Below are 12,516 nucleotides of genomic sequence, written 5' to 3' on the forward strand. Positions count from 1 at the left end.
TATTCATCTGCCTCGTCTGGATTTGTCCTGTCAAAATTTTGTTTCATTTCTTTTTCTGTTTAATGATGTTAATGTGTGTCGTTTAGCATTACGCCTAACTTACTTATAGGCTTGATAAAACTAGGCATATTCATCAATACTTGGGTAGATAAGCCTGACAATGTAAAGGTTTATTTATTTTTCAAAACTAAAGGTTTTCAATCATAAAGTATCTATAGGTCAAATAATAATTTATCACCTCAATCTAAAATACTTTTCGTCATTTGTAAAAAAATAATTAAAGACTGAACTTTTATAACCTCCCCTAGCAACAACGTTTCACCCTCCATTTTTCACATTTGAACCAATTCACTTTCAACCAAACACATTTAGTGTGTAAGTTCGCACTTCTAAATTATTTATACTTTGCCCCTCAAACGCACCAAGAGCAAGCTATACCAATGGGTATTCAACCGTCGCAATAAAATTTCTCTGCTCATTGCGGCTTTGTCGTCTATCGTCAGATATAGGTTTTTCCCACAACTCGACTGGACTTGGCACCTCGAAACCTTTGTAGTCGTTTTCTTCATGTCTGCCATTATGCTTAACAGTGCTGCTTGGGTCGAGCGTTTTTTGAATTGCCATTATCCGCACCAACGCAATGTACCTAAACGCATAACCCTTCAGGTATTGATGGGAATGTCCATTATGACCTTGGTGCAGTTTATATTTAATGCACTCTTTCTAAATCATATATTCGATGATGCTATTAGAACAGGGATGCACCCAGAACTACTCATCCATCTGGAATATCTATTTGTAACCGCCAATTTATTATTATCGTTTGTAGTAAACTTATTATATGTGAGCAATCATTTTATAAAAGAATGGAAAGAGACTCTGGTGCACAACGAAAGAATCAAAAAAGAATCAGCAATGCTTCAGTTTGAGAATTTAAAGAACCAATTGAACCCCCATTTTTTATTCAATAGCCTTACCTCCCTCAACAGTCTCATATACGATAACCAGCAATTGGCCTCTCAGTTTTTGCAACAACTCTCGAAAGTATATCGTTATTTATTACAGCACCAAGATGAAAATTTGGTAAAACTGGGTGAAGAAATTCAGTTTATAAATAGTTTTGTAATGTTGTTGCATACCCGCTTCGATGGTCAATTACAGATAGAAATAAATGTACCTGAAGAAGATAAATTCCTAACGATAGTGCCTGTTACCACACAAATTTTGATAGAGAATGCCATCAAACATAATATCATATCGAATACAAAACCTTTAAAAATAAAAATATATACAAAGAACAAATATTTGGTAGTCGAAAATAATTTGCAACGTAAATCCATTGTGGAAACATCCAACAAAGTGGGATTACAAAATATGAAAGAACTTTATAGAATTATTGCCGACCGCGAAGTAGAAATTGTAGAAAATGAAACTACTTTTGTGGTGATAGTACCATTGCAGTAAAAAGTAAACAGTGGTCAGCCCGCCGCGGCGGGCAGTGCCATACGGCAGCAAAAAACTGGCTACCAACAATAAAAATAGGCATGCACTATTGACCACCGACTACTGAATACTACCCGCCGCGGCGGGCTAACCACTAATTATGAAAATTATAAAATTTGAAGATATTATAGCTTGGCAAAAAGCACAAGACTTTGCGATAGAAATATATAGTTCATTTAGAGAATCTAAAGATTGGGATTATAGAAATCAAATTTGCAGAGCCACAGTTTCAATTTCAAAGAATATTGCCGAAGGTTTTGACAGAAGCTCTAATGCTGATTTTAAAAGATTTCTATATTATTCATTAGCTTCATGCAGTGAAGTAAAATCTATGTTAATTTTAGCAAACCGTCTTAAATATTTAAATGTGAAATCAAGTAATACTTTAATATTGCAATCAGAAGAAATTTCTAAAATAATAAATGGACTAATTAAATCTTTAAAGTAGTCAGTAAACAGTGCCATGCGGCAGATAAAAACCGATTACTAACTACTGACCACTGTTTACTGACCACTGACAACTAAATAACATGATAAAAACACTAATTATAGAAGACGAGCCTTTAGTGGCCAAAGACCTCAAAAATCAGTTGAAAACGCTGAACGAGGAGATTGAAATTATCACCACCTTAGGCAGTACTGCTGAGGCGATAGCTTGGTTTCAAAGTAACCCGCAGCCCGATTTGATTTTTATGGATATACAATTGAGTGATGGGGTGAGTTTTGATATTTTGAAAGAAGTAACTATTACTGCTCCCATAATATTTACTACCGCATACGATCAATATGCCATCCAAGCTTTTAAACATAATAGTATCGATTATTTGCTTAAGCCAATTGATGCTGAAGAATTGCAACATGCATTGGACCAGTTTAAATTATATACTAGTGAAAACAGTGATTTTTCGGTAAAATTGAAAGGTCTATTGTCAAATTTAAACCAAGGTGGTGGTAAGTATAAAGAACGTTTCATGGTGCAAACCCGAAACACATTAATGCCTGTGCCTATTGGCGATATCGCTTATTTTTCGAAAGAAGAATTAATATATATATATACCAAAGAAAATAACCGTTACTTATCAGAAAACCACTCGATGGAAGAGATCGAGGAAATGTGCGATCCTAAACAATTTTACCGTGCAAACAGACAAGCTATTATTAATGTAGCTATGATAGAGCGTGTAAAAAGCAGTTATAATGGTAAACTATTGGCGGTGCTCAAACCTCCGTTTGCCATGGAAATCGACATAAGTCGCGAAAAAGCTTCCGATTTCAAAGAATGGCTCGACTCCTAAAACAAATTATTATATTTGCCGTTAAAAATACTCTAAAGTCAATAAAGCAATGGCAACAAAAATATATACTAAAACCGGCGACAAAGGCAGCACAGGCCTAATTGGTGGTAAGCGAGTTTCCAAATCGCATGAACGAATAGAAGCTTATGGCACGGTGGACGAACTTAATTCTTATTTAGGATTGGTCCGCGATGTTGTAACAATCGAGAGCAAAAAAGAAGAATTAAAATATATACAAGATCGTTTGTTCACAGTAGGTTCTAATTTGGCCTGCGATGACGAAAATGCCAAAATGATTTTACCCGATATCAGCGAAAATGATATCATACTTTTAGAAAAATCCATTGACCAAATGGACACCGAACTCACCCCGCTAAAAAATTTTATTATACCTGGTGGACATATACAAATTTCCTATTGCCATATTGCTCGCTGTGTTTGTAGAAGAGCTGAGAGGCTCTGTGTAGCATTGATGGAGCATAGTTTTGTGCCTGCACTTATTATACAATATTTGAATAGATTGAGTGATTATCTTTTTACCTTATCAAGATATATAGGAAAACAATTAGGTGTAAAAGAAATTGTTTGGGAACCATCGAAGAAGTAAAGTAAATAGTAAATAGTAAACAGTAAACAGTAAACAGTGCCATACGGCAGATAAAAACCGATTACTAACTACTGTTTACTATCCACTGACCACTGCCCGCCGCGGCGGGCTGACCACTAACTACTAACTAATATGAGAAGAAAAACCAACACCGTCACAATAGGAAACACGCCCATGGGAAGTGAATACCCAGTTCGTATACAATCTATGACTACCACCGATACCATGGATACGGAGAAGACCGTGGAGCAAAGTATTCGTATGATAGAAAGTGGCTGTGAGTATATAAGAATCACAGCACCGAGTATGAATGAAGCTCAAAATTTACAAAATATAAAAGACGAATTACGCAAACGCGGCTATAATACTCCTTTAGTTGCTGATATACATTTCACGCCCAATGCCGCAGAAATAGCCGCTCGAATTGTAGAAAAAGTTCGTATCAATCCAGGCAATTTTGCAGATAAGAAAAAGTTTGAAACCATCGATTATAATGATGCCGAATACGAAGCAGAATTAGAACGCATCAAAGAAAGATTTACACCGCTTGTACATATATGCAAAGAGCAGGGCACGGCCATGCGTATTGGCACCAATCACGGTTCTTTGAGCGATCGTATTATGAGCCGCTATGGTGATACGCCACTTGGAATGGTAGAATCTGCATTGGAATTTTTACGAATTTGCAGAGCCGAAGATTATCATAATATAGTATTGAGCATGAAGTCAAGTAACCCGCAAGTGATGGTGCAGGCATATAGACTTTTGGTGCAACGTATGGATTTAGAAAACATGCACTACCCTTTGCATATAGGCGTTACCGAGGCTGGCGATGGCGATGATGGACGAATAAAATCAGCTATAGGAATTGGCACTTTATTGGAAGAAGGATTGGGCGATACTGTTCGTGTTTCGCTTACCGAAGACCCCGAATTTGAGGCACCTGTTGCCAAATTTTTGGTAGAAAGATATGATAACGATTCACCTGATGAACTTATAATAGAAGACTTTTCTGATTCGTTAAAAGTGAAAGAACATTATAGTCCGTTTAGCTATCAAAAACGCAAATCAGTTGAAGTTGAAAACATCGGTGGTACACAATTACCAAGGGTTGTGGTAGACTTATCATACTTGAAAAATATTACAGAATTCGACCTGCAATTAGTAGGACATCAGTATGATGCTGCTTTGGATAAATGGCATATGACTGAGCAAGGCTGCGATTATATATTTGCAGGTGACCATCCCGTCAATTTTATGTTGCCTAATGGATTAAAGGCTATATATAATTATAAAACATGGGAGAAATTATCGAACCGCGAACAGTCATTTCCTTTAATCGAAATTGGAAATACAAAGACCGATATCACCTGGCACTCAAAGCTCAATTTTGTATATATTAATGACCTCGCTCAAATATCGAAACTACAACATATACCTGCAAATGCCATATTAATTTTGGAATGCATACATCCTCGTCCCATGAGGGTATTACGCCAAATGCTCTGGGGTTTGATGTATTATAGTATTAAAAATCCTGCTATATTAAAAGCAAGTTATACCGAACCCAAAGAAAAAACTATATTATATAGCTCAACCGATATAGGTGGCTTGATGATAGATGGCATGGGCGATGGAATATGGCTTCAATGCTCAGCGGTGCCTTTGAATGAAGTAAATAGTATATCGTTTGGAATATTACAAGCAGCCCGTTTACGCATTTCAAAAACAGAATATATAAGTTGCCCCAGTTGTGGTCGCACCTTGTTCGATTTGCAAGAAACCACTGCAATGATTCGTAGCAAAACAGAGCATTTGAAAGGATTAAAAATTGCCATTATGGGTTGCATTGTTAATGGCCCAGGTGAAATGGCCGATGCTGATTATGGCTATGTAGGCAGCGGCCCGGGCAAAATCACTTTATATAAAAGCAGGGATATTATGAAACGAAATATCAGTAGTGAAAATGCGGTGGATGAGTTAATACAACTGATTACTGACAATGGTGATTGGTTGGAGGTTTCATAAATACACTATTATATAATCGCATCATAATTTATTCATATAGTATTCATTACTTTGAAACCTAATATATATACGCATGATCAAAAAATTTACAAATAGAATTATAGCAATATTGTTTTTTGTTTCAATTAGTTTCACCTTAATCTCTTGGGGCACTTTTGGACACGAGCACATCAATCGTGCAGCAGTGCTGGCCCTACCACAGCCATTACAAGCATTTTTTTATAATCATATCGATTATATTACACAAGAATCAACTGTGCCCGATTTGAGAAAATATACTTTAAGCGACAAAGCAGAAAATCCACGTCATTATATAGATTTAGAGAACTTTGGTTCTAGAGATAGTTTACCTAGAACATTAGATGAAGTAAAACTAAAATATGATACCAAATTTATTGCAGATAATGGAATTTTGCCTTGGTATATTCAAGAAATGATGGCTAAATTAACAACGGCATTTAAAGAAAAACGCAAAACTGAAATACTATTTTTAGCCGCCGACTTGGGCCATTATCTGGGCGATGCCCACATGCCGCTGCACACATCCGCAAATCACGATGGACAAATGACCAACCAAAAAGGAATTCATTCATTATGGGAATCACGCTTGCCCGAATTATTTGGGAGAGATTATAACTATTATACAGGCGATGCTAAATATGTAGAAGATGTAGAAAAAGAAACTTGGAATATCATATTCAATTCGCATCAATTGGTTGATACGCTTTTATTAATTGACAGACAACTTAAACTAGTATTCCCCGCTGATAAAATATATGAAAAAGATGCAAAAGGTAATGTAGTGAAAAGTAAATTTAAGCAATCAATTTTCAGTTTAGAATATGCCACGCAATTGCACAAAATGCTAAATGGAATGGTGGAGAAACAACTAGCTAAGTCTGTTGCTGTTACTGCAAACTTTTGGTATACTGCTTGGGTAAATGCTGGCAAACCTGACCTCAGTAAATTAGATGCAGCCGAACTCACCCAAAGAAATAAACCCTTATTGAAAAAAGATTTGAAGAACTGGAAAAAAGGAAAATTATTTGGTATTGAAGCTGACAAGGAATTTTAGAATCAGGAATTCTTGAACTAGTCAACTACCAACTATTCATTTCCCACTCAACACTTTTATCATATAATACAAAGCAGCCACCACTGAAAATATGGCCAAGACTACCGTGAATAAAGGGAATTTAATGTTTTCTAATTTTTCATCAATATAATGACCCAGGAAAGTGAGCCCTACTACTACTGCTACTAATTGTATGGCCAAACTTGAGTATTTGGCATAAGGATTTGATTTTTTTTCGTCGGGCAAAATAGTATCGTTACCCAAAAGGGATTCAAGAAATGAACGAAGTTAAGCGATTAAGCCTTTTGTTGCGGTGCATTGGATGCAGGTGCAGCATTTTTAATCCCACTGCTTTGCATTTGGCATTTGCCATTGAACTCACCGCCGGTCTCAACTATAATCTTTTTAGTGGTAATGTCGCCCGTAATTTTTCCATTGCTTTTAAGTATCAAAAGTTCATCAACAATGATATTGCCTTTCACTTGGCCTGAGATATCTGAATTTTGAGCTTTTACATCGCCTTCTATGATACCTGTTTGGCCAATTACCAACTTAGCTTTAGTATTTACTGTGCCACGAAGAATACCGTCAATCCTAACGTCTCCATTAGATATGATATCGCCAATTACCTCGGTACCGCTGTTTATAAGGTTCAACAAATTGGGGTTGAACTCGGGTGATTTTGTGTTTTTATTTCCTATGATTGACATAATTGTTAATTAATTGGTATTGCAATATTTGCTCAAAAAGTTGAAAAAACCAAATTATTTTTTTTCTATAATTGGTTGAAAAGCAAGTACTAAATGCTTCGCAGGTGCATTCATCATGGTTATTAGAGCTTTGGGCAACGCAGATTTTTTAAGAATATGGTGCATTTGACATAATTTCCCTGCTTCCAATTTCTTATCTTGAGAAATGATGTCATAGTGCATATTGATTTGTCTTTTGCCCCTATTAAAGAAAGCTTTCAAAAAGTTATGTGAAAAATTCACCCTATTCAGTGATATAATATAGTCATACTTGGTTAATTGTGCAGCGAAGTACGGCTGTAGCTCCGGCGAATTAATATTTAAACTCGTATACATCGGAGAGATGGAAGTGAGCCTATCCCAACGATTTTTATATTTGGGCATGGGTGAAAATTTTGATTTAGACAATATCGTTTCTCCCGTAGTTTGTTTCTGAAGTTCAGCAAATGAAATCACAGTGACCTTATGGCCTTTGGCTATCAACTCAGTTTGCAAAGTAGTATGAAAAATATCCATCATTTGTGCTTTGATAGCTGCCTCACTTGCATCCTTTTTTGTTATATAATTAACTCGTCTCACCCACTCCCATTCTGTATCTACTACCAATAGTATATTAGCGGCAAATGATGATGAAGTATATAACACCAAACAAAAAACAAATATATAATTTCTCAATTTCATAAGTGCAAAATTAGCTATTTTACTTGATTAACTTTCCAAAAGTTTGGAACTTTTGGAAAGTTAAAGTAATCCCTTCTTTTTCAGTTAAATTTGCACCTACCTTATATGCAATCATTTTATAACCATAACGATACTATTTGTGCAGTAGCTACACCTCCAGGAATGGGAGCCATAGCCGTGTTGCGACTTTCAGGTAACGATGCCCTAGGCATTATACAAAAGTTTATCAAAAACAAAATTATTACTGAACAGCCAGGATATTCTGCTCATTTTGCAAGCCTCACCAATCCTGATACTCATGAAATACTCGATGAAACTGTGATTACACTTTTTCGTGCACCAGCTAGTTATACGGGCGAAGATGTGGTCGAAATTTCTTGTCACGGTTCTCTCTATATTCAGCAATTATTATTACAACAATTTGTAAAGCACGGCTGCCGTTTGGCACAACCTGGTGAGTTTACCTTGCGGGCTTTTACAAACGGAAAACTCGATTTGAGCCGTGCCGAAGCTGTGGCAGATTTGATAGCAGGCGAAAATGAAAAAGCCCATAAAGCCGCACTCGGGCAAATGCGAGGCGGGGTGCAAAAAGAGATTGATATTTTACGTCAACAGTTAATTGATTTTGCTGCACTCATCGAGTTGGAGTTAGATTTTGCCGAAGAAGATGTGGAGTTTGCCAACCGCGAACAATTATATAAATTGATTGATGAAATTATAATCAAATCGGAAAAATTGATTGATACTTTTCATTATGGAAATGCAATTAAAAATGGCATAGCCACCGTAATAGCAGGCAAACCCAATGCGGGTAAATCTACTTTGCTCAATGTGTTATTAAACGAAGATCGTGCACTGGTAAGTGATATTGCAGGAACTACCCGTGATACCATTGAAGAAAATATTATAATAGAAGGAATTAATTTCCGTTTAATTGATACCGCAGGTATACGCAAACATGCCGAAGCTATTGAAGGCATGGGCATTGAACGTACTTTGGAAAAAATCAATGAAGCCTCAGTAGTATTATATGTTTTTGATATCAATGATACCACACCTGAATTATTACAACAAGAAACTGCCCATTTATTACTGGAAAATAAATATATAATTTGGCTTGCAAATAAATGTGATACTTGTAATGATATACAAAACAAATTAGCCGCATTTAAAGACTATAATAATATAATACCGATTAGCAGTAAAACGGGAGAAGGTATAGAGCAGCTCAAAAAAGCCTTGGCAGCAGCATTGCCCCACAAACCCAATGAAAATGACATCGTGCTCACCAATGCTCGCCATGTAACCAGCCTACAAGAAACTATACAATGTTTGCAAACAGTGAAAGCAGGTTTCCAAAATAATATAAGTGGCGAATTGGTAGCATTTGATATTAGGGAGGCAATACAACATTTGGGTAACATTACGGGTGCCATATCGACTGACGACCTGCTTGGGTCAATCTTTACGAGGTTTTGTATCGGAAAGTAATATATAATAATGCCAAATAGATTTTATAATATTTCTATACGTGGAAGAGTTGCATATTCTATCTGATCCGTAGTCGCCGCTCTGCCAACGGTGATTTGTAATAGAAAGTAGGGTTTGCAACCCGGTAAAAGTAGAACATCTTTGACACTGAACAACCGTCATTGTCAGAAAATATTTCTGATCCTCTTTTCTTATGGAACGGCGTACACTCCCGTTGTCGCCGTGCTGCAGGAACGGCGACATTATATAGAAAGCAGGGTTTAGAGCCCGGTACTCGTAGCATAACTTTTCAAATATTGTCGATTTTTTTCCTTTGCAACTATCGATACTCATTTCAGGCAAATATATATGAAGTACTGTTATATATTCATAAATCTTGAAAAAAATGTACGTGCCAGGTCACAGACCTTAATTATATACTATTTGTTTTCAAAGTCACCATTCGCAGAACGGCGAAAAGTTGGGCAACAACGAAGGCAAATAAGAAAAATACGTCAAAAGTAGTATTGTTTCTAGGTGATTCTATGCTTTACTTTGCAATAAAAAAATGACTTCAAAAACTATCCTATTAGCCTTACTGCTCATTCCAGTAATGCGTTTAAACGCACAGGTTTCACTTAACCGCTCTAATGTTCCTAAGCCAGGAACTATTTTTTATATGTATGATGCCAATACCCCTAGCCCTGCTTTTAATTTTAATAAAAGTGGAACTGGAAATACATGGGACTTTACAGGAGTGTATGCATTTCCTGGGGCAGATGATACAATTTTTTGGACATTCCCAAATCAGTCGCCTGGTGGGTCTGCTTTTCCTACCGCTGAAGTGGCTTCGCATGAAGGTACCGACAAGACTGTATCGTTCATAAATAGTGATCAAAACGGTGCATATTTATTAGGTATTGGCGGTGACGTGCTCGGAAACGGAAATACCATGGCTGTAAGTTTCGATGCACCAGCAAAAGCATTCGAGTTCCCATATAAACTCAATAGCCTTGTCAACAAGCCCGTCACGATGAACATTGTAGTTCCTGGCAGTGCTATTGGGCAGTCAAGTATAGATTCCGTTTGGTTCAAAAAGACCGAAGCAGGAAGCAAACAAGTGATTGCAGAAGGTACACTTAAAGTACCGGCCGGTTCTTTTTCTAGCTTACTAGAAATTGTAAGAAAGTATAGTATTGATTCAACTTTTATTAAAAGTGCTTCTACAGGTGGCAAATGGTCTTTGGCTCCAGGTTTCCCAAAAATAAATCAAGACTCAACTTACTATTGGTATTCCGATAAGTCTCTGCAGCATTATGCACATGTAATATATAAAGGAGGTCAGGTTACTGATGTTCATTATTTCAAATCTGTTAGTCTTCCAAGCGGTATTAACGAGATCAATAACGCAGCATCGGATTATACAATTTATCCAAACCCCACTTCAGGAATTTTAACAATATCGAATGACTATTATTCAATAGAAAAAAATGAATTATTTGTTTATAATACCATAGGGGAACAAATATATAAAGATATAATGAATACTGGAAATTCGAAGGTAATTGACCTTTCAGCATTCCCAAAAGGAATTTATTTTTTGCGGATGCATTCTGAAACAAGGAAAGTGGTGATTGAATAACAGCAAGCACCTGCTGCCCCAATACCCGTTGTCGCCGCTCTGCGAACGGTGACTTGCAATAGAAAACCGGGTTTACAACCTGGTAAAAGTTGAACATCTTTGACACTGAACAACTGTCATGGTCAGAAAGTATATTTAAAACTATTTTCTTATGGAACAGCGTACACTCATATGCGTGCATATATATACTTTATCGATGGTTAAATTTAAAAGTATTATAGATTAGCCAGGTCATAGACCTTTCTATCCATATAATGTCACCGCTCGCAGAACGGCGACAACATCAAGTACACTCATTCGTTGCATATATATGGGAAATATCAATGGTAGGCATATAGTTTTTCCAGGTCGCAGACCTTGCAGTTAAGAAACATTGGTTATATTAGGTCACCGTTCGCAGAACGGCGACAAATAGGCATCACATAAAACAAAAAAACCACCTACTATGAGGTGGTTTTTTTGCTAACCATGAAAATAAATATATTATACCAAATCAATCAAATCTGTCTCGTTTTATAATGATGCAAAGTAACATCAATATTATACTTCAGGAAAATGATTTGGGTCAGTGAAGGAATATGATACTCGTCATGTCGGACAGATTTGTCAAATCAGCAGATGCTTGTGCGTATGTTGATTTGTCAAATCGTTCAACCCTATTTATCATTATACTTCTTCCAATATTTCACGCCATAACTACAGTATATTTCTTCTCCAGCTTTTATATTATATAATGCCGCCAAGCATATTTTTCCTTGCGAATTTTGCGTAATGATTGCATTGTTTTTATAGGTATCGTTTTTGTTAGCTTGTGCGTCATTGGCATATTTGGCAAAGCCTTTCACATTCATCGCATCTAGTATAGAGCCATTGGGCATATTCATGAAATAAGAATCCAAATTATTTTCTGCTTTGTTTTTTGCTTCTACCAATGTGAGCAATTTTCCATTATATATAGCAATTATTTCATTGGTATAAAGTTTAATAGAAGTATATAGTCCCATTCCTGCTCCAATTATATTCGATGTTTTTATATATAAATAATCTGCTTCTTTTGCGTCTATTATTTCAAGATGTTCGATGGTGAATTTTTCCGTCATATTATAATATGCAAATATAGAGAATAGCTTATCACAAATTGAGACAAGTTTATAAAAGTGGATATCTATGTTAAAATTTTGTGGTCAACCAAATGATAGATTTTTTAAACTTTGTAACTTTATGCATTTACAAAATATATAAACAAAAATACATGAACTCAGAGGGCAAAAGGTAATGCTAGATTATGACCTCGCTGAGTTATATGAAGTGGCGACACGGGTATTAAAGCAAGCTGTGAGACGTAATAAAATAGTCCAAAAGGAAGAGACTAATCCCCCCGCATCCCGATAATTATCGGGATTAAGCGGGGCTTTCGGGATGTAGTTCGGCATTAATACCGAAACTCAATATATAATAGTCCAAAA

General features: G+C 36.2%; 12 protein-coding genes and 1 pseudogene. 9 read left to right on the forward strand and 4 right to left on the reverse strand.

The genetic code is table 11. The features are described 5' to 3' along the window. Nucleotides 1–405 precede the first annotated feature (405 nt). The 6 genes from SGJ10_03760 to SGJ10_03785 all read left to right on the forward strand — a co-directional run bounded on the left by SGJ10_03760 (nt 406) and on the right by SGJ10_03785 (nt 6,508). Nucleotides 406–1,464: a histidine kinase gene (locus SGJ10_03760; protein ID MDZ4757242.1), complete on the forward strand. Its 1,059-nt coding sequence runs from the start codon at nt 406–408 to the stop codon at nt 1,462–1,464. Between the two features lie 139 nt (nt 1,465–1,603). Beyond that, entirely contained in the window at nt 1,604–1,951 is a 348-nt protein-coding gene (locus tag SGJ10_03765) for a four helix bundle protein (GenBank protein ID MDZ4757243.1), read from the forward strand. 82 nt (nt 1,952–2,033) lie between these two features. Then, a complete protein-coding gene (locus SGJ10_03770; GenBank protein ID MDZ4757244.1) occupies nt 2,034–2,798 on the forward strand; it encodes a LytTR family DNA-binding domain-containing protein in 765 nt (254 codons plus the stop codon). A gap of 49 nt (nt 2,799–2,847) precedes the next feature. Beyond that, nucleotides 2,848–3,405 carry a cob(I)yrinic acid a,c-diamide adenosyltransferase gene (locus tag SGJ10_03775; protein MDZ4757245.1) on the forward strand — a complete coding sequence of 186 codons (558 nt, stop codon included), beginning with the start codon at nt 2,848–2,850 and terminating at the stop codon, nt 3,403–3,405. A gap of 132 nt (nt 3,406–3,537) precedes the next feature. Continuing rightward, nucleotides 3,538–5,433, forward strand: a complete 1,896-nt coding sequence (gene ispG / locus SGJ10_03780; GenBank protein ID MDZ4757246.1) for a (E)-4-hydroxy-3-methylbut-2-enyl-diphosphate synthase — start codon at nt 3,538–3,540, stop codon at nt 5,431–5,433. Between the two features lie 73 nt (nt 5,434–5,506). Further along, entirely contained in the window at nt 5,507–6,508 is a 1,002-nt protein-coding gene (locus SGJ10_03785; protein ID MDZ4757247.1) for a zinc dependent phospholipase C family protein, read from the forward strand. Nucleotides 6,509–6,544: 36 nt separating this feature from the next. Here the strand turns inward: SGJ10_03785 and SGJ10_03790 are convergent, their stop codons facing one another. The 3 genes from SGJ10_03790 to SGJ10_03800 are packed head-to-tail and all read right to left on the reverse strand — an operon-like array spanning nt 6,545 to nt 7,938. Next, nucleotides 6,545–6,772 (reverse strand): AtpZ/AtpI family protein, encoded by a 228-nt coding sequence (locus tag SGJ10_03790; protein MDZ4757248.1) that lies wholly within the window; start codon nt 6,770–6,772, stop codon nt 6,545–6,547. Between the two features lie 32 nt (nt 6,773–6,804). Then, nucleotides 6,805–7,218, reverse strand: a complete 414-nt coding sequence (locus SGJ10_03795) for a polymer-forming cytoskeletal protein (protein ID MDZ4757249.1) — start codon at nt 7,216–7,218, stop codon at nt 6,805–6,807. A gap of 54 nt (nt 7,219–7,272) precedes the next feature. Further along, nucleotides 7,273–7,938: a hypothetical protein gene (locus SGJ10_03800; GenBank protein ID MDZ4757250.1), complete on the reverse strand. Its 666-nt coding sequence runs from the start codon at nt 7,936–7,938 to the stop codon at nt 7,273–7,275. Nucleotides 7,939–8,043: 105 nt separating this feature from the next. On the opposite strand from SGJ10_03800, the gene mnmE reads away from it, so the two are divergent. After that, entirely contained in the window at nt 8,044–9,429 is a 1,386-nt protein-coding gene (gene mnmE / locus SGJ10_03805; protein ID MDZ4757251.1) for a tRNA uridine-5-carboxymethylaminomethyl(34) synthesis GTPase MnmE, read from the forward strand. Between the two features lie 547 nt (nt 9,430–9,976). Continuing rightward, nucleotides 9,977–11,050: a T9SS type A sorting domain-containing protein gene (locus tag SGJ10_03810; GenBank protein MDZ4757252.1), complete on the forward strand. Its 1,074-nt coding sequence runs from the start codon at nt 9,977–9,979 to the stop codon at nt 11,048–11,050. Between the two features lie 656 nt (nt 11,051–11,706). On the opposite strand, the gene SGJ10_03815 is transcribed toward SGJ10_03810, so the two are convergent. After that, a complete protein-coding gene (locus tag SGJ10_03815) occupies nt 11,707–12,150 on the reverse strand; it encodes an SET domain-containing protein (protein ID MDZ4757253.1) in 444 nt (147 codons plus the stop codon). A 148-nt stretch (nt 12,151–12,298) separates the two neighbouring features. On the opposite strand from SGJ10_03815, the pseudogene SGJ10_03820 reads away from it, so the two are divergent. Then, nucleotides 12,299–12,397, forward strand: a pseudogene (locus tag SGJ10_03820) (ORF6N domain-containing protein). Nucleotides 12,398–12,516 lie beyond the last annotated feature (119 nt).

Source organism: Bacteroidota bacterium, assembly GCA_034439655.1.
Lineage (GTDB): Bacteria > Bacteroidota > Bacteroidia > UKL13-3 > UKL13-3 > CANJUD01.

Excerpts from the sequence above, each read along its gene's own strand:
- SGJ10_03765 (MDZ4757243.1), top strand. The coding sequence starts at position 1,604 with ATGAAAATTATAAAATTTGAAGATATTATAGCTTGGCAAAAAGCACAA.
- SGJ10_03770 (MDZ4757244.1), top strand. The coding sequence starts at position 2,034 with ATGATAAAAACACTAATTATAGAAGACGAGCCTTTAGTGGCCAAAGAC.
- SGJ10_03775 (MDZ4757245.1), top strand. The coding sequence starts at position 2,848 with ATGGCAACAAAAATATATACTAAAACCGGCGACAAAGGCAGCACAGGC.
- ispG (MDZ4757246.1), top strand. The coding sequence starts at position 3,538 with ATGAGAAGAAAAACCAACACCGTCACAATAGGAAACACGCCCATGGGA.
- SGJ10_03785 (MDZ4757247.1), top strand. The coding sequence starts at position 5,507 with ATGATCAAAAAATTTACAAATAGAATTATAGCAATATTGTTTTTTGTT.
- SGJ10_03795 (MDZ4757249.1), bottom strand. The coding sequence starts at position 7,218 with ATGTCAATCATAGGAAATAAAAACACAAAATCACCCGAGTTCAACCCC.
- SGJ10_03800 (MDZ4757250.1), bottom strand. The coding sequence starts at position 7,938 with ATGAAATTGAGAAATTATATATTTGTTTTTTGTTTGGTGTTATATACT.
- mnmE (MDZ4757251.1), top strand. The coding sequence starts at position 8,044 with ATGCAATCATTTTATAACCATAACGATACTATTTGTGCAGTAGCTACA.
- SGJ10_03810 (MDZ4757252.1), top strand. The coding sequence starts at position 9,977 with ATGACTTCAAAAACTATCCTATTAGCCTTACTGCTCATTCCAGTAATG.
- SGJ10_03815 (MDZ4757253.1), bottom strand. The coding sequence starts at position 12,150 with ATGACGGAAAAATTCACCATCGAACATCTTGAAATAATAGACGCAAAA.